Origin of the sequence: Vibrio sp. nBUS_14, assembly GCF_051201655.1 — a bacterium.
Taxonomy (GTDB): domain Bacteria; phylum Pseudomonadota; class Gammaproteobacteria; order Enterobacterales; family Vibrionaceae; genus Vibrio.
This window is the reverse complement of record NZ_CP179206.1, coordinates 2,116,817-2,134,681: the sequence shown is the minus strand read 5'-3', so window position 1 is coordinate 2,134,681 and position 17,865 is coordinate 2,116,817. Positions and strand designations below refer to the sequence as shown.

The window sequence follows — 17,865 nt, the reverse complement described above, 5'->3', positions numbered from 1 at the left end:
CTTTGTGGGTTAACTAGGGTGAAAAAATGATAAATAAGATCAGCCAACATTACGTTACACCAGCCTTAATGCCAGCCTTAAGGCCTTCATTAGCAAAACTTACTTTAGGGACTTTAAGCGAAATTTTTGCTGCAGTGGCAAAAATTGGTGCATTGCTATGTTTAATACAATTAATCGATGATCTATCTAACCAATGGGTTTACGGAGCCATCGGACTTTGGATTTTTAGCGCATTGCTATCATCTTTGTCCTCTTGGTTAGTGCACAATGCTGAATCTCTATTTTCAGCAAGATTACGTCGTCAGGTGGCGCGACACTTAACGCGCCTTCCAAGCAAAACTCTCTCTCGGTATGGTGATAATCAGCTTCGCCGCTTGGTTTCAGAAGACATCAATACTCTACATCATATGGTTGCTCACCTGCCTTCAGAGTTTGTAACTTTCGCCATTGTTCCGGTAATGTCCATTACCATTATGCTAAAAATGGCTGGTCCTATAGCGCTCTTCACCTTACTCCCTGGCCTTATTGCATCATTATACTACCTTGTCTTTCTGCCTAGATTCGCAGCTAAATATGGTGCAGAACGTATGAGCATCATGGGAGAAATCGTCACCGCAGTAAATGACTATACCAGAGGTATTAGAGTTAACCGGATTTATGGAACTCAATCAGGTGCGCTCGCGAGTTATCACGGGGCAACTCAGCGTTTCACTAGTGGCATTATAAAATGGGTAGGGAATGTGGCACTTCCAGCTTCCATCGCTATAGCTTTACTTCAAGCAGTTTCTACTTTTGCTATAGCCTATTCCATTTCTTACCGACTAAGTCCATCAGCAATGGCTTCTGTGTTTTTTTTCGGCCTGGCTGTCGTATCACCAGTATTAAAGCTTGGTCACGGGTTAGACTATGTCACTGCAGGTAAGAATGCAGCTAAGAACATTGGTAAGCTTTTGAAACAAACACCTATAGGTTGTGGAAACGTCAATGTAGGTTCAAAAACACTTCCTTTACAGGCTTTAAAAATCTCGGTAATTAATGACACCACAACCATTATCGATAGCTTCACCCATTGCTTTCCAACAGGTTCATGCACTGCCATTATGGGGCCAAGCGGCATTGGAAAAAGTACGTTGCTGCGTATTTTAGCGGGTCAAGAAGTACCTCATTCAGGAAACATCATGCTTGGCAGTTATGAACTGTCCACACTTACCGAAATGTCACGTCACATGGCGATACGTTATGCTCCTCAAGATATCGGGGTACTTAAAACGACAGTGAGACAGAACTTACAACTAACGGCACCAAATACCTGCGATAACGAATTTTTTGAGGCACTAACTCTAGCCGAACTGGATATCAACCTCGATCATGATGCCAGCCTTCTTTCTGGTGGCCAGCAACAACGCGTCGCTCTAGCTAGTATATTTCTCAATCAAGCCAGCATTTTCTTGTTAGATGAACCAACGAGTGCACTTGATAAAAAAACAGCCTTATCCATCATGCAAAACCTAACGGAATTCGCGCAGAAAAAAAATAAAACCATAGTCATGGTAACCCATGATGCAGAGCTAGCCCAACGAGCCGACTTTATATTGACACTACCAAAAAATGCTCAATTACAGGATGAAGAAGTATGACATATCAAAATACCCCATCTTCCAAATCAAACATTCCCGCGAGCGCAAAATATCGTTTATACCGAGTGGGATCTGGATGGGTGTTGGTTGCAGCACTCGAAGCCTTAACCTACACAGTTCTTGCACTATCATTAGTAAAACAAGCCCCGCCACTAGGTGTCATATCAGCAGCAATTGTCGCTATTTTGGTGACGGTTCTAGTAACCCGATCGGGTTTTCTATCTGGTGCGCAACTAGCCGGCGATTTGTACTCAGCAGTCGGTCAATCTCTTAGTAAAGCAAAACTTTCTTGGTTTAGCGATCAGCATCGAACGCAACTGACTCAACTTGCCGAACGAGGCATACCTGGCTTTATGTCAATCCCAGCTCACCAATTACAAACATTTTTGCACACGCCATTAGTACCCTTATTCTTGATCGCTGGCATCGGAATCGTTGGGGGAGCAGATGTTGCACTAATCAGTGCAGTCTCATTGATAGGCGCATTGCTGCTGCAATACAAAGCACAGAATCACCTCAATAACTCTGACAGCGAAAGACACAACGCTGATGTTCAAGCCACAAAATCAACGCTCGAACTCATAGATCACCTTGATTTGCTTCGTTCATCGGCAGGACCTGAACGAGCGATAGAAAGGATTGAGCAAAGTTGGTGTACACAAGAAAAAGTACATTCGAGAATCAACCTAACAGCATCCATGGCCACTTTAACCTCAGCACTTGCAACGGTCTTACCTTTGGCCTGCGTCACTATCTACCTAGTTACAGAAGGGATTACCCAACCACTATTGATTTTGGGGCTGCTGATATTAATTACCAGAGCGGCTGCACCACTAGGAGAATTAGCCTTAGCCGGTTTCGCCATCAACGACGTAAAGTCCTCAATAAGAGATTACAACCAGCTAACCAATGTACCAACTCTACCTGAACCCAAACCGGAAAATGCTATTAGCCCTAATAGCTACAATTTCGAACTCAATCATGTTGGCTATTTGGACCTTTTCAAGGACGCCAATGTAGAGATAGAACAAGGTGAAAAAGTTGTAATCAATGGCGTAAGTGGTAGCGGAAAGAGCACGTTATTAGGATTATTCTTAAGGTTTGATGACCCTAACCAAGGTCATATTTCGCTAGGTGGTATAAACCTCCAGAATATTCCATATGACATATTAATCCAGCACATTGCCTATGTCGCTCAGGATCCAATAATATTTACTGGAACATTGGCCGAAAATATTCGTTTGGGTAATCCAGAGGCAAGTAATGCTGAAGTAGAACTCTTTGCTAGGCAAGCTCAACTGAGTGAACTTATTGACTTATCAGGCGATGGAATAAACCAAAGTGTAGGCCAGAAAGGATCAAGGCTTTCTGGAGGGGAAAGACAAAGAGTCGCAATTGCTCGCGCTCTTATAAAAAAAGCACCTATTCTAATTTTAGATGAAGCCACCTCTGCACTTGATGAAGTAACCGAACAGAAAATAGCACAACAAACTCAAGCATTAGGTTCAACTGTTATTGTGGTAACACACAGAGACAAGAAAGTTTGGCATCCAACGCTAGAACTTACGATTGATAAACAAAGAGTCAATGTTCTTCGTCTTAGGACCAACAGTATACAAAAGATTGTTCACGAAGCTAACTAGCTTTCCATACAGTTAGTTATTACTAATTTACTAAAGCCGCTAACAAAATGTTTCCAGGCATGAGTTAATACTTGCCTGTTGTTGGCTTCAAACATGTAGAATTATCAAGCTACATGTTTGCTTCACGAAGCCTAGGTTTAAGGTTTTCATATTTAACTTATTAAAATAAAGGCTCTATGTTAATTGTTTCTCGCTTTAATGAGGCGTGAATACTCAACTCAACATTGGTCTCGGGAGTAATTGAACGTGATCTTTTCTAGTTCGTCTATACCTTTAGTTCGTGGCTCGGAGTTATGCTCTGAATTGGCCGTTTTCCTCACTGAAAAGAAGAGTGGTTTTGAAGGCAAGTTAATCCCTGACCTTTCTCACATAGATCATATGGCTCACAACGCGAACGGTATTCAGATCGAAAATGTGCGTTATTTAGAAGGTATTCAGTATCAGCTCAATTATTCGTTTGATTGGGAAGTCTTTCGTGGCTGCTCTGACATGAATGAATCAGGAATAGAGCGTGGGAGAGTCTCATTTACTCTTGATGAAAATGGTTTTCTGAAAATCGACTTCCCTAACTATGATGAGCGAGATACGAGCGATGAGTTTTAGCTCAAATAGATAATTTAAGTTGATAAAATCTTGTTGTTTGACTTGATTCACTGCTATAGCTAAATGTACTTATTCGATTCAATGGAATGCTAAAAATGAGTGACATATGGATCCGTTAACGCAGGGCGTGCTAGGTGCTTCGTTGTCACAATCGGTGAGCAAAAAGCAGCACTTGATGGTTGCTGGAGTTTTGGGTTTACTCTCTGGATTAGCGCCAGATTTAGATGCGTTTATTCGATCGCAGAGTGATCCTTTGTTGGCTTTGGAGTTCCATCGACAATTTACTCATTCACTTTTGTTTATCCCCATTGGCAGCTTGATTTGCGCGTTGGTTTTACATCCATTGATCGCCAAAACGCGTGGCCTCTCTTTTAAACAAAGTTGGCTGTATTGTGCGTTGGGTTATGGCACTCATGCTTTGTTGGATTCATGCACTACTTACGGCACTCAGTTGTTTTGGCCTCTCACCAACGAACGCTACGCTTGGAACACCATTTCGATCATCGACCCTGTCTATACTCTTCCTATTTTAATCTTGCTTGTGTTTGCGATATGGAAACGAGACCCTTGGTTGGCTCGTGTCGCGTTTCTTTGGGCTTTGATTTATCCAACGCTCGGAATGATACAAAGGGATAGGGCAGAGGCAGTAGGATGGCAACTAGCGCAAGAGCGACAACATACCCCTATCCGATTAGAGGCTAAGCCGAGCTTTGCGAATATCCTAGTTTGGAAAGTGGTCTACGAAACAGAGCATCGATACTATGTTGATGCTGTGCGAGTCGGTACCTCTGTTAAGACATACCCTGGTGAATCAATCGCAAAACTGAATGTTAGTCAGGATTTCCCGTGGCTTGATCTTAATTCACAGCAAGCCAAAGACATTGAACGTTTCCGCTGGTTCTCAAATGGCTATGTGGCACAAGATCCAGCGGATGAAATGCGAATTATCGATATCCGGTATTCAATGGTACCGAACCAATTGAGTACGCTTTGGAGCATTAAATTAGAGCCATCGGTAGATTCAGAAATGCACGTACGTTATGAAACACACAGAGACAATGCCCCAGAATCCAGACAGATTTTCTTAGACATGTTGAAGGGTGATTGATACCTTTGGGTTTTGGTTGCGCTAAAACTGGCTTTATGATTGCTTCAACTTATGATGGGCTAGACAGTTATCACCTAATGACGTTCTCTTCATAAACTTTATCTTAGTTAACAGCCATTTTATTTCAGTCGAGCTGAGCACTTGTCTATTCGTGATTAGAAGGTCAAACGTGGTATTAGCCGATTACAAGGAAAGTATGAACATAGTAAGGGCGGGATCGAACTTTAGTTATTGAAAATAAATAACTTTATTTTCAATTGGAACTTTTCCTGATAGTCACGATCAGATCATGAAATAAAAAATATGAGAAACTCGCATGATTATCATTGAACAGCTAAAAAAAGTGAAAGATACCCGTTCGCACATCAACCAAGTCTACCCTGTTATAGAAGTCGCTTTTGTTGTCATAACAGCCATGCTTTGTGGTCAAAACAAGTGGACGGATATCAAGGATTTTGGTGAAGGAAATATCGACTGGTTACGTGAGTATTTCCCCTACGAAAATGGCCTTCCTACTCGTCATAATATTGCAGCAATTATGAGGACTATTGTTCCTGAAACACTCTTAGAAGCTATGGTGGGCTGGGTTAATTTGCATAGAGAGAGGCATGCTCAACCTATCATCAGTGTTGACGGGAAGGTACTAAAAGGTGCTAAAGCAAACAAACAAGATAACCCCCTTTATATGGTCTCGGCATTCGATGTTGATGAAGGTTTGACCCTCACACATCAACCCTGTAAAGGCAAAGGGACGGAGCTAACAGCGATAAGAAACCTGTTAGATACTTTAGATATAAAAGGATGTCTATTAACGGCTGATGCCCTGCATTGTCAGGTTGAAACTCTGAATAAAGTGGTTGATAAAGGTGGCGATTTCTTAGTGCAAGTCAAACTGAATCAGCCCAGTTTGCTTGCAGAAGTGGATGCACAATTCCAAGACTATTGGTCTTTGCCTGAAGATAAACAAGAGTCATACATCACCGAAGATAAAGGGCATGGCAGAAAAGAGGTTCGTGAGGTTTACGTTCTCCCAGCAGCCTTCAGTGAAGCACTCAGAGAAAAGTGGTCTGTCGTTAAAAGTGTTGTTGCAGTGGTGAGAGATAGAAGTGTCAAAGGGAAAGGAAGTTATGAAACATCGTATTATATTTGCACAGATCACTTGTCGTTAGAGTTAGCCTTACAAGCGACCAGAAAACACTGGCACATCGAGAACCAGCAGCACTGGGCGTTGGACGTTATTTTCAAAGAAGATGAACAATGTATTTATGCTGGAGATTCAGCACTAAATATGGCTTGTTGCAGACGTTTTGTTCAGAACTTGTTTAGAAAATCCGAAGGGAACTTGTCAGTACCCAGGAAGATGAATAAAGCGGTATGGGACAAAGATTACAGAGCTTCGGTTTTGTTTACATCAAATTAACAAAGTACATTCGTGCCCTTTGAACATAGTAAATGAAATTGATTTAACAAAAGCGCAGCAAAAAGCCATTGAAACCTTGAGAAATCAGTCCTTTCCAGATCAGCAAGTGGAACGTTCGTATTTCAAACAACTCCCTCATATGCGAGCTTTACAGTACGAAGAAAATCAACTTATTGGTTATCTTGGGTTGGATTATCGCATGATAAAATAGGCGACATGGCTTATAAAGTTTTGGGTGTCATTGATTTTTGCGTGGCCGAACAACATCGACGACAAAACATTGGATCATCGATGTTATCTGAAGTCTCATCATTTGCTGAAAATCGTGATGTGGATTTCATTATGCTTATCTCCGACTTAAAGGAGTTTTATTCTTCTCGAGGGTATATCAACATCAATGGGGCTCATTCTTGGTTGAGGCTTCATGAGCACACAAACTACGGTGTTGCAGTCGAGCATATCGATGAGTTCTATGTAAAGCCAATTAGTGGCAAGCGATGGGCGGAAGGAGATGTCGATTGGTTAGGTTATATGTACTAGTAAGCGACAGAACGCTTTGATGCTTTATTTGGTTTAGCTTCTACTTATCGAAGCTTGGGTCAATATCTAGAGGCTTTGAGTTATTTCGAGCAAACTCTGAGTGAGTATCCGGATTCAATAGAAGTTCAGCCTTTTTATGCTATGTGTTTGTACAATGTAGAGCGTCATAAGGAAGCGATGTCTATATTGCTCGACCTTTTGGTGTCGACAACAAATAGCGGTGTAATTAAAGAGTATCAGCGAACTATTTTACTTTATAGCAAAGACTTAGATAGAAAGTGGTAAGCGAAATAAAGACATAACAATAGCTTAGATACAGGTTATGAATATTGCATCAGGTGTCAAACACAATATAGCGCATCTAAGTTGATTCATTATGCTCGGTATTTATCTTTGAGTTTACCTCTAACAAGTGATGTCGATTGCTTGTAACATATAAGGAATAACGACTTTGGTTGAATGCTTCGTTAGTCGCATTTAAGTGAGGTATCGTCTTTCATCAGTTTGGGGCTTTTATGCTTGAATTTAAAACCGTGGGTCTTTTCGTATTAACCGCCGTAGCAGAGATCGTGGGTTGTTATTTACCTTATCTTTGGCTTAGGCAAGATAAGAGCATATTACTTCTAATCCCTGCTGCGATAAGTCTGGCTGCGTTTGCTTGGTTGTTAACGCTTCACCCGACAGCAACAGGCCGTGTTTATGCCGCGTATGGCGGGGTGTACATTTCAGTTGCACTGGTATGGCTTTGGCTTATTGATGGCGAAAAGCCGACAATGTGGGACCTGGTTGGCGGATCTGTCGCACTATTTGGCATGGCGATCATCATGTTTGCACCCAAGCATAGCTAAAAAGTACGTTAAACCACTCTTAAGTATTTCAGGTATTGCGTTGCTTGAAATGCGCAAAATTCATCACTCTCTTGGAGCGAATATGGACGTTGATTGTAAAGTCGTAACAAGTAAAGACAGCCTAAAGTACCGTGCAGTAAGGCTTGAAAGCTTGAAGTTACACCCTGAATGCTTTGGTTCAGGTCACGAAGCTCAATCTCAATTACCGACTCTGTATTTTGAGGGGCTTATTGAAAGTGATACTCAAGAAAGTGTGATGATTGGCGCTTATGCCGGTGAGGATTTAGTTGGTTTATGCGGTTTAACGCCAGTTGAAGGGAGCGCTTTAGAAATTATTCAGATGTATGTTTCTGCAAGATTTAGAGGGCAAGCCATTGGGTCTAAAATGCTTGCTAAAGCTAATACAATTTTAGAGCCACGCTCTGAAAAAGAGTTGAGACTGACTGTGTTTGCCAGTAATATTGCAGCTATTAAGGTCTATCAAGACTTTGGCTTTGAAACTAAGACTACCGATGGAAATGAGTTGGTGATGATTTTCCAGCCATCAACTTAACGAATCAACATGTGTCACGTAGAACTCTAATGTGTTCTATTTTGACATTTCTTTCGAATCGACAGGATTGCTGCTGACGAGAAACCAAGAGCTTCTTAGCATTTATGGCTACCTTGAAGGTCTAAATTATCGAATTGTTGATGCCATTTAACCAAATGGCGACTTGAATATGATGTTAGAGATTTGATTAATAAACTGATATTGTGCAGATCGTTTTATATCTTCGCTTGGTTTATATAAATGCTTGATAATAAGTACATTAAACACCCGCACAATTGTGAAAAGTGTCAATGTTTGACTCCGCATGTTCCTATTCAAAGATCTGAAGATTCTGCATTAGAGGTTAAGTAATCTAGCTTTCATACCTTATTCGAGTATTTAACGACTTTGTTATTTAAAGGTGATTCTCATACCGGATCATTCCACCTTGATCACGAAGAAGAATTTAAGTGTGAAAAGTGTGGTACTAGATCGTGGCATTGATGCTTACTGAAGAGTTTATATTGGTGTCTAGGAAGTAAGACGGTGATCGGCTGTTATAACATGATGTGTTTGAAGTGGTACTGGAGTCGCCAATTTGTATTGTGCTCCAGTCTGAAATTTATAAGTATATGGTCATAAAATGAAAGTTATATCTCTACTATCAGCCTTGGTTTTATTAGCTGGCTGTTCTGATGCTGTTACAAATCAATACGCGACATACGCAGAAGCGCAACAGGATAACTTGTTTGAAAGAGGGTGGTTGCCTGATATTTTACCTGAATCGACTATTGATATTGAGGTGGTTAATAACCTCGACAATAACACCTCGCATGGTGGTTTTTTGATTGAGGAGTCAGGCCTTCAGGCTTTCTTACAGCAAGTGAAGCCGACAGACTCAGACAATCAGTATCGTTTCGTTGAAGGTGATAATGTTTGGACTTTCACTGTTAACAATGATGGTTTGGTGACTTATAAGTTGGGTGATTTATAGGCTGGATAGTTTTTAGGTTAGGTAATTTATAGGGTCGATGACTTATAGAATGGGTCGCTAACTAAGTCGGAAAAATGGCTAGTGGAATACGAATGACTGTTAAAATGGCTAAGCATGCGTGAGTAAATCACGATATTTAGCCATTTTTTATTGCATTAGATAAGTATCTATCGGGATTTTATCAATGAATAGGGGCCCGACGAAAACCTATCGAATTAACAATAGAGGAACGGAACTGTTCGACAGAACTTTGGTGGTATTACTTCCGACAAAAAACTGTCTCAGTTGAGAATGCCCGAAAGCACCCATCACCATCATGCCAATCTCATGCTGTTGTTGGTAATTGATAAGTGCTTTATCGACAGCACCTGTTAGTGATGCTGCTGTTACTTTGATCCCTGATTCTTCGAGTTGGGCTCTTGCCTTCTCGAACGCGGCGTCTTTACTTCCACCATCATTAATCATCACTAAGTGGCAATCTAACCCTTTAAGCAAAGGGGTTTGAATTGCCTTGTCGATCAGCTTCTCGCTAATGCCGCTGCCATCAAATGCAATCAGGTAAGAGTCTGGAAGCTTAAAGCCTTCACACACAACGAGTATATGAGCTTTAATCGAGCGAATGACGGTTTCAAGTTGCGATCCGACCGAGTGAGAATCTCCTGATCTGCCGATAACCAACACACGTAACTCTTCTTCAAGATCCAAGAGTCCTTCTAATAAACTGCCGTGACGCTGCAATTTACTCACGTCTTTCACGCCTTGATTTAATGCCCATTTTTGAGCCCCTTCCAGTAACGTATTACCGTGTTTTAGCATGATTTTACTGCGTGCTTCATCCAGTTCAGCTAGCTCTTCAAGTAACTCTTCTTGGCTTCCCAAGCCTATTTGGCCAGAGAACTCACTCACTACGGGCTGAGTTGAATGATCCAAAGCGTGGAATAGAACCAACGGAGCATCCACTTTGTTCGCAACCCAAGCACTGGCTTCGCAGGTTGACGTTGTTGAGTTAGCGCCATCAATACAAGCGATTATATTTTTCATGTGTTTTCCTTAATGTCCGGCTAATAACTTTTCAACTTCTTCGGGTTTATCGTGCACGCCAAATTTGTCGACAATAGTACGCGTGGCTTGGTTCATTCCTATCAAGTCCACATGTGTCCCTTCGCGGCGAAACTTAACGACCACTTTGTCTAATGCTGAAACGGAGGTGACGTCCCAGAAGTGTGCCGAAGATAAATCTATCGTCACAGATTCAATCACTTCTTTACAATCAAACGACTCAATAAACTTATCGGATGAAACGAAAAAGACCTGTCCGATAACGGTATATCTGCGGCTGTTTTGCTCCGTGCTGTCATTTTTGATGACCATCATTCGACTGATCTTGTTAGCGAAGAACAGTGAGGCAAGCAGCACGCCAACAAATACGCCAACGGCTAAGTTGTGAGTAGCCACAACAATAATGACCGTAGCAAGCATCACAATGTTAGTCGATAAAGGGTGCTTCTTTAGATCGCGAATAGAGCCCCAAGAGAACGTTCCGATCGCGACCATGATCATCACAGCAACCAATGCTGCCATTGGGATTTGCTTTAGCCATGGGCCAAGAAAAACGACCATAATCAATAAGAATACACCGGCTGATAGAGTCGATAATCGGCCGCGACCACCTGATTTAATATTGATCATTGATTGCCCGATCATGGCACATCCAGCCATACCACCTAAGAAGCCAGTAAAGACGTTAGCAATGCCTTGTCCTTTACATTCTCGGTTCTTGTCGCTGCTGGTGTCGGTAAGGTCGTCAACGATCGTCGCTGTCATCATCGATTCCAATAAACCTACTACAGAAAGTCCAACGGCATAGGGGAAAATGATAAACAAGGTTTCTAAGTTGAGAGGTACATCTGGCCATAGGAAGATAGGCAGAGTGTCGGGTAAGTTCCCCATGTCGCCTACGGTACGAATATCAATATCGAACCACATTACGATCGCAGTAAGGATGATGATACACACCAAAGGAGAAGGGATTAATTTGCCAATAACAGGAAGGTAAGGGAACAGGTAAATGATCCCTAGGCCGCCAGCGGTCATCGCATACACATGCCAAGTTACGTTGGTGAGTTCGGGTAGTTGAGCAAGGAAAATTAAGATAGCGAGGGCATTTACAAAGCCAGTTACGACAGAACGCGAGACAAACCGCATGAGGCTACCAAGCTTCAAATATCCTGCCAATATTTGCAGAACACCAGTCAGCACGGTCACAGCCAATAAATATTCTAGGCCATGTTCTTTGACTAAGGTGACCATTAATAATGCCATGGCTCCAGTGGCGGCTGAAACCATCCCAGAGCGGCCTCCGGTGAAAGCAATCACAACAGAAATACTGAAAGAGGCATACAAGCCAACTTTGGGGTCAACGCCAGCGATGATAGAAAAGGCGATGGCTTCAGGGATTAAAGCGAGTGCAACAACGAGACCGGCAAGTAGGTCTCCACGGATGTTCGATATCCAATCAAGTTTGATATTTTTGTACATTGAATTCTCAATTTGGGCACGGCAAAACGCACCAGAAATAGATCTGGGGTACGGATGAGTGCTTCTTTGATAAAATTTTGGCGCGAAAAAGCAGCCTAAGATAGGCGGATAATTAACAAGCGCAAAGAGTGAGCAAGATACTAAAGGTTAGTACTAAGCTTCGGTTAGCAGTGAGAGCTATAGGGGGGATGGAACGTTTAAGGCGGCGTAATTAACACAGGTATTAATATCCTCTCGTTGTATTTTAAAAATGGTCACTATACGCCGATGTATTTATTTAACAATCGCTGGTGGAATGAGTCCTGAGTACGTCAGTGTAAACTTAAATTCCATTTTTCGATGTCTTGGTTTTTCGCCTGATGGCCAGCAAGAGCTCTTACTGTCAAAAGAATGGGCGTATATGGTTTAAGAGGAGACGAAGTGAGTAAATTTGTATCTCCCACATAACGAGCAAAAAAAAAGAGCAGCGAAAGTGCTGCTCATTGAGGTGATTATAAGTAACGGCTTCTCAAGTGATCTTTGAAGTACTGTGCATTCAAGGTTTCACCCGTAGCGCCTTTCACCAAATCATCTGTGGTCAGCAGGCTGCCTTTATTCCAAATGTTCGACTCTAACCAAGTGAAGATAGGCGATAGGTCACCACTTTCAATCACAGCGTTCACATCCACCGTTTGCTTCATTGAAGCCATGAACTGTGCCGCGTACATCGCACCTAATGTGTACGATGGGAAGTAACCGAATGCGCCGTCTGTCCAGTGGATGTCTTGCATACAGCCATTAGTGAAATTGCCTTGAGTGCTTAAACCAAGGTAGGACTGCATTTTAGTGTTCCACAATTCTGGGACATCGGTGTGTTTGATGTTGCCGTTGATCAAGTCACGTTCAATCTCGTAACGTAAGATAACGTGTGCAGGGTAGGTCAGCTCATCGGCATCAACACGGATGAAGTCTTTCTTAACGCGAGTGTAGATCTTCTGGAAGTTCTTTTGCTCAAATTCAGAACCAGAAAACTGCTTGCCAGCTAGGTTTGCTAAGTGCCCGATGAACGGGTCGCAGCGGCCAACTTGCATCTCGAAGAACAAAGATTGAGATTCATGGATACCCATAGAGCGAGCTTCACCTGCTGGTTGGCCTGCTAAGTGCTTTGGTAAACCTTGCTCATAACGTGCGTGCCCAGTTTCGTGGACAATGCCCATCAACGATTGAACGAATTCAGCTTCGTCATATCTGGTTGTGATTCGTACGTCTGAAGGGACACCACCACAGAATGGGTGAACACTTTCATCTAATCGGCCGTGTTCAAAATCGAATTGAAGCAACTTCATGACTTCTAAGCCAAGTGCTTTCTGTTTTTCAGTTGAGTAGAGACCTGATGGCGCGCTAAATTGCTCGATCGATTGTTTTTCGATCACTTCGTCAATCAGGCTTGGTAGCCATGTCTTAACGTCTGCAAACAAAACATCAAGTGATGCAGAGCTTGTGCCCGGCTCATAGATATCAAGCATGGCATCATAAGGGGTTAGGTTCGCCGCATCGGCGCGGATCTGCGCTTCTTCACGAGACAGCTCAACCACTTCACGCCAGTTCTTTTCAAAACCAACCCAATCGTTGTTACCACGTTGGCTGCGCCATGCATGTTCACACTTTGAGCCTGCTAGAGATTTAGCTTCAACCAGCTTTTCAGGAAGTAGGTTTGCTTGTTGCCATTGGCGTTTTATTTCACGAAGTGACGATTGTTGCTCGGTGTTCAGCGCTTCGTTTTCAGCGTCTGCAATCCAATCGCCAAGTTGTGGCTGAGTCATTAGGCCGTGAATATGAACAGAAAGCTCGGCCATCGCTTCACTACGTGCTTGGTTACCACCTGCTGGCATCATTGAAGCTTGGTCCCAACCACAAATAGAAGCTAGGTGTTGAAAGCGTGAACATTTTTGAGAGTGTTCGACTAGTTTTTTGAATGCGCTCATTTGACTACTCTTAATTTGGTTTCTTTAAATGACCCGTAAGGCTGCATCAGTTTAAGGGGCATCTCGATGTTTAGTACTTTGAAGTTGGTCACTTCACTTTGTTTCTGAGGCTGTTCTTCTCAGTAGAAGATATAGCTTAAACAAAGTAGGGCAGTGATATGCCAGTAATTTACTATTTGTTAGCAAATTAAACTGTACCATTGTGCACAAAATCAGTGACTTGTATAGCTGGTGGCAATTGTTGCTTGCGAATTGTTCAGATACACGGTATTGATGATAGATCGCTGAACAAGAATGACAATGATATGGATATTTTGAACTTTGAGGCATTTCTAATTGCCATCACGATTTTAACGTTAACACCGGGCTTAGATACGGCTTTGGTGATTCGCAATACGAGCCGCTCTGGCTTAGCTGACGGTTGTATGACAAGCTTTGGTATTTGTAGCGGCTTATATGTACACGCCTTTTTCTCTGCTGTGGGTATCTCTGCAATCCTCGCCCAATCCGCTGAACTCTTTCAAGCTGTAAAAATGGTGGGTGCCGTTTATTTAATCTGGCTTGGTTTAAGCAGTTTACGCGCTTTGATGAAAAACGGTGGCGGGTTGAAGGTTGGCGAGCAAGCTCATCAAGCTTACAGCGCAAAACGTTCTTTGCGTGAAGGTTTCTTATCTAATGTGCTTAACCCGAAAACAGCGGTTTTCTATTTGGCTTTTTTACCTCAATTCGTAAACCCTGAAGGTTCACCGTTATTGCAATCTATGTTGATGGCTTCGGTACACTTTATGATTGCTATGGTGTGGCAATGCAGTTTGGCTGGGGCTCTGAACTCCGCTAAAAACTTGCTTAAGAATGCGAGCTTTATGAAGTGGATGGAAGGTGTGACTGGTATGGTGCTGGTGGGGCTTGGCGTTAAGCTTCTGATAGAAGAACCTGTGTAGTTCACCGCTTCTTAATAGAACATATGAAAGCCCACGACGTGTCGTGGGCTTTTGCGTTTTATTGTTTGTACTGCTTTATTAACCAACCTGGTTATTTATAGCCTAATTATTCACAGCGTAGCTATTCAACGACACTGATGTTCATCTCAGCACCTTCGAAACCTAAGTCACTCAACTCATCAGAGTTGAAGTTGGTAGTGACTTCAAGATCGCCAATACGCTCAGTAGTTTCGTTGACGGAATCTGTACTTTTTTTGCTAAGTACACTGTTGGTAATTGGTGTTGCTTGGCCAATTTCAATGGTGCCTGCAAATTGAGATTCAGCGTTAAAATCACCAGATACGTAAGAGTGGAATGGGCGTAAGCTTGCTCCAGTCGCGTACTGCATGCTTGATAAACCGGCTTCTTTGATAGCCCAGCCCCAGTCCCACCATTTCGTTTCGCCTGGTATGTAACGGTGATCCCATTGGTAGCGAATGTCTGCAGATTTATCACTACCGCGACCCATAGTGAAGGTGTGAGCTCTGTAAGGGCGATTGTCTGGATGTGTATGCCATGCGTTGCCACCCCAACGTAGGAAGCCGTTAAACTCAACATCGTAGCTAATGTCGGCATTGAATCGATACGGGTAGGAGATACTTGAACGATACAACTCGACTCGAATCGGAAGCTCTGAGTTTGCTGGAACCATTGGGCGCGCTTGAAGTGTTACTTGCTCGCTAGTGGAGCCCCCATTGGATTTAGAGAAGCTTTGGTTGGCTTCGAACTTAACGGTTAGTTTAGTTTCGCCAACAAGAGGCCACTTAAACGTATTCTCTGTTTGAACACTTTGTGAGAACCCATAGCTATTCGTTTTTGACCAGTTTGTTGACTCATCCACTTTCAGGTCGACAACCACTTGTTGCGCGATATTACTGTTGTTTCTTGCCGTTGCGTAAACCGTCTTCACTAGTTCACGATCTGACTCGATAACATCACCATGCCAAAAGTTATCGTCGTTAACGGTGTAGGCAAAGTTGTCGACGGTGATTTTAGTTTTTTCCCCACAGCGATAACCACTACAAGAACCACCATTGTTTCCTTGTATCACCCAACTGTCGCCAGAGCGCTTTATTGTCATGTCTTCGCCAACGTACTGACTGTTATTGCCGCCAACCCATGCGTATCCGAGGTTGTGAGCTAGATAGCTTAGTGGGCGAACAAAATCGTTACGGTTATTGACCAACTCATATTGAACATCTAACTCGCTACCTTCTGGAACTGATTTAGCTGAGTAGTCTGGAATTTCAGATTGGTCATTGTTCGGATAGCAAAACGTTGACCCGCTGTTTGATTGTTTAATTTCGCCATGATAACCAGGCCCCATGATCACCCAGTTACCTTTCAGCCCTGTGATCTGCCAAGTGCCCATACGAGCGACCAAAGCACTCTTTTGTTCTTCAGCTTCATACCGGTCTAAAGGGCGATAACCAGAGCGACATACATCTTCACCAAGTTGGTCAAACACTATTTGGTCTGGATAAACCTTTGCGTTTACACCGGTAGATAGAACAGACAACACTGCGGTTGCTAAGAGACTTCTGTTTATTCGGATCATTAACAATTCCCTCGTTTGTGATTTTTCTATTTTGATAATGTTTTGTTCGCCGTGCAGTTAACAAGACCAATTCACCTTTTCATGTTGATAGATATATAGATACTGAAAAGGGTTGAATTAAATTACCTTTTTAATTCAATGATTTGTATTGCTATAAGTATTTTTATGGTGAAATTTTATGCAACTGGAAGTGAATTGTTTGATGGGGATCAAACCGTTTTTAGAAAAATGAGACGTTATTATCGCGACTTTAACGTCAAATTATTTTGACGTTGTTTAATCACGTGTGAGGTGAGTGATTAACTACGATAAGGGGTATATTATTCACATCGTCTATAGCTTTAACTTGATATGTGAATTAACAATAACGATATAAATTTAACTTATACCCTTTCAACTTGAAGATGCAGGTATCAGTACCTGAAAATTATCTGTAATTCTGGATACAAGTGAGCCTGCAACTTCTGGTAACGTCACATCGAAAAACTTTTTGATAGCAGAGGTGAATGCTGTTTTGGAGGGAAAATAGACATTGTTCCTCACATGCTCATTCATTACTTTCCAAAGCCGCTCTATTGGATTTAAGTTTGGGCTGTATGAGGGTAAGTAATGAAGCTCTATATTGAGTACTTTTGCCGCATTCCTAACCATTTCTGACCGATGGTAGGCTGCACCATCAAGCACAATATGCACGGTTTGCTCTAGTGGATAATGCTCTTTCTTGAGTTTCCAAAAGAAGCGAACAATACTCTCGCTATCTATCGTTTCATAAGTATCTGTGATCGTTGCGCTGATGTTTTTCAATGACAGAGCACCGATTAGATTCACTCGAGTGCGGCTACCTGTCGTTTCAATTAGCTTATCCTGTCCCTTACGGATCCAGCCACAGCTAAGTTTTGTTGATTGAGTTGGATGAACGGCGTCCATGAAAAGTACAGGCGCATCCTTGGGCTTAAGTACCTCGTTGTAATACTCGATAAATGCTTGCTGCTCTTCAGGCTTTAGTTTATGTGGTACACCTTTGGGCTTTTTGTATGCAAAACCGTGGTGATGTAACCACTTATTAATCCCAGAAACGGTGTAGCTCACACCGAATTCAGCTTCGACGTAAGTAACGATTTGACGCGTATGAAAATAGGTTTTCTCAGTCAAATGCTCGATGAGCTGCATCGTCTGAGTATCAGAAAGTAGACTCTGGCTCCCGCCATTCTCAGGTTTAAGTTTTTCAGATAGAGCATAATCACTAAGATGACGAGCAACTGTAGATTCATGGATACGAAGGGCTTGAGAGATCATAGGCGGGCTCCAACCTTCGGAAGCTAGCAAGACAGCTTTTATACGGTCGCATACTCGACGATCACGCTCAGTATTGTGCATCTGTTCGAGTTGTTGTTTTTGCTCAGGAGTTAGTACCATTTTCATGGTGAGTAGCATGATCCTGATTTCATTGAAAATCAAGCATCTTCAATGATCACGGGTATAGGTTTTTAAATGTAATCA

Annotated in this window: 14 protein-coding genes and 3 pseudogenes; 12 read left to right on the top strand and 5 right to left on the bottom strand. The window is 42.4% G+C overall.

Annotation, left to right across the window (positions count from 1 at the left end; all coding sequences use genetic code 11):
• The first annotated feature begins 26 nt into the window (after positions 1-26).
• From ACMAZD_RS10045 to ACMAZD_RS09995, 11 genes and pseudogenes are all read left to right on the top strand, one after another.
• Positions 27-1,637 carry an ATP-binding cassette domain-containing protein gene (locus ACMAZD_RS10045; RefSeq protein WP_435247129.1) on the top strand — a complete coding sequence of 537 codons (1,611 nt, stop codon included), beginning with the start codon at positions 27-29 and terminating at the stop codon, positions 1,635-1,637.
• Positions 1,634-3,280, top strand: coding sequence for an ATP-binding cassette domain-containing protein (locus tag ACMAZD_RS10040; RefSeq protein ID WP_435247128.1), 1,647 nt, complete (start codon positions 1,634-1,636; stop codon positions 3,278-3,280). Before ACMAZD_RS10045 ends, ACMAZD_RS10040 begins: the two co-directional genes overlap by 4 nt.
• A 246-nt stretch (positions 3,281-3,526) precedes the next feature.
• Positions 3,527-3,883, top strand: a complete 357-nt coding sequence (locus ACMAZD_RS10035; protein WP_435247127.1) for a hypothetical protein — start codon at positions 3,527-3,529, stop codon at positions 3,881-3,883.
• A 106-nt stretch (positions 3,884-3,989) separates the two neighbouring features.
• Positions 3,990-4,991: a metal-dependent hydrolase gene (locus ACMAZD_RS10030; RefSeq protein WP_435247126.1), complete on the top strand. Its 1,002-nt coding sequence runs from the start codon at positions 3,990-3,992 to the stop codon at positions 4,989-4,991.
• A 316-nt stretch (positions 4,992-5,307) separates the two neighbouring features.
• Positions 5,308-6,411 (top strand): ISAs1 family transposase, encoded by a 1,104-nt coding sequence (locus ACMAZD_RS10025; protein ID WP_435247125.1) that lies wholly within the window; start codon positions 5,308-5,310, stop codon positions 6,409-6,411.
• 19 nt (positions 6,412-6,430) lie between these two features.
• Positions 6,431-6,951, top strand: a pseudogene (locus tag ACMAZD_RS10020) (GNAT family N-acetyltransferase).
• A 3-nt stretch (positions 6,952-6,954) separates the two neighbouring features.
• A pseudogene (locus tag ACMAZD_RS10015) lies at positions 6,955-7,236 on the top strand (tetratricopeptide repeat protein); the annotation flags it as partial.
• Between the two features lie 230 nt (positions 7,237-7,466).
• Entirely contained in the window at positions 7,467-7,799 is a 333-nt protein-coding gene (locus ACMAZD_RS10010; RefSeq protein WP_435247124.1) for a YnfA family protein, read from the top strand.
• Positions 7,800-7,848: 49 nt separating this feature from the next.
• Positions 7,849-8,352, top strand: a complete 504-nt coding sequence (locus ACMAZD_RS10005) for a GNAT family N-acetyltransferase (RefSeq protein ID WP_435249360.1) — start codon at positions 7,849-7,851, stop codon at positions 8,350-8,352.
• 240 nt (positions 8,353-8,592) lie between these two features.
• Positions 8,593-8,835: pseudogene (locus ACMAZD_RS10000) on the top strand (hypothetical protein).
• Positions 8,836-8,974: 139 nt separating this feature from the next.
• On the top strand, positions 8,975-9,325 hold the full coding sequence (locus ACMAZD_RS09995; RefSeq protein WP_435247123.1) for a hypothetical protein: 351 nt from the start codon (positions 8,975-8,977) through the stop codon (positions 9,323-9,325).
• A 207-nt stretch (positions 9,326-9,532) separates the two neighbouring features.
• Here the strand turns inward: ACMAZD_RS09995 and ACMAZD_RS09990 are convergent, their stop codons facing one another.
• The 3 genes from ACMAZD_RS09990 to ACMAZD_RS09980 form a co-directional block, all read right to left on the bottom strand.
• Positions 9,533-10,366 carry a universal stress protein gene (locus ACMAZD_RS09990; protein ID WP_435247122.1) on the bottom strand — a complete coding sequence of 278 codons (834 nt, stop codon included), beginning with the start codon at positions 10,364-10,366 and terminating at the stop codon, positions 9,533-9,535.
• 9 nt (positions 10,367-10,375) lie between these two features.
• The gene (locus ACMAZD_RS09985; protein WP_435247121.1) at positions 10,376-11,863 is read right to left on the bottom strand and encodes a SulP family inorganic anion transporter; all 1,488 of its coding nucleotides are present in this window, start codon (positions 11,861-11,863) and stop codon (positions 10,376-10,378) included.
• A 491-nt stretch (positions 11,864-12,354) separates the two neighbouring features.
• Positions 12,355-13,827, bottom strand: coding sequence for a carboxypeptidase M32 (locus ACMAZD_RS09980; RefSeq protein ID WP_435247120.1), 1,473 nt, complete (start codon positions 13,825-13,827; stop codon positions 12,355-12,357).
• 305 nt (positions 13,828-14,132) lie between these two features.
• On the opposite strand from ACMAZD_RS09980, the gene ACMAZD_RS09975 reads away from it, so the two are divergent.
• Complete coding sequence (locus ACMAZD_RS09975) at positions 14,133-14,768, top strand: LysE family translocator (RefSeq protein ID WP_435247119.1); 636 nt, start codon at positions 14,133-14,135, stop codon at positions 14,766-14,768.
• A gap of 121 nt (positions 14,769-14,889) precedes the next feature.
• Here the strand turns inward: ACMAZD_RS09975 and ACMAZD_RS09970 are convergent, their stop codons facing one another.
• Complete coding sequence (locus tag ACMAZD_RS09970; RefSeq protein ID WP_435247118.1) at positions 14,890-16,365, bottom strand: aerolysin family beta-barrel pore-forming toxin; 1,476 nt, start codon at positions 16,363-16,365, stop codon at positions 14,890-14,892.
• Between the two features lie 393 nt (positions 16,366-16,758).
• Positions 16,759-17,787, bottom strand: coding sequence for an IS630 family transposase (locus tag ACMAZD_RS09965; RefSeq protein ID WP_435247117.1), 1,029 nt, complete (start codon positions 17,785-17,787; stop codon positions 16,759-16,761).
• Between the last annotated feature and the right edge of the window lie 78 nt (positions 17,788-17,865).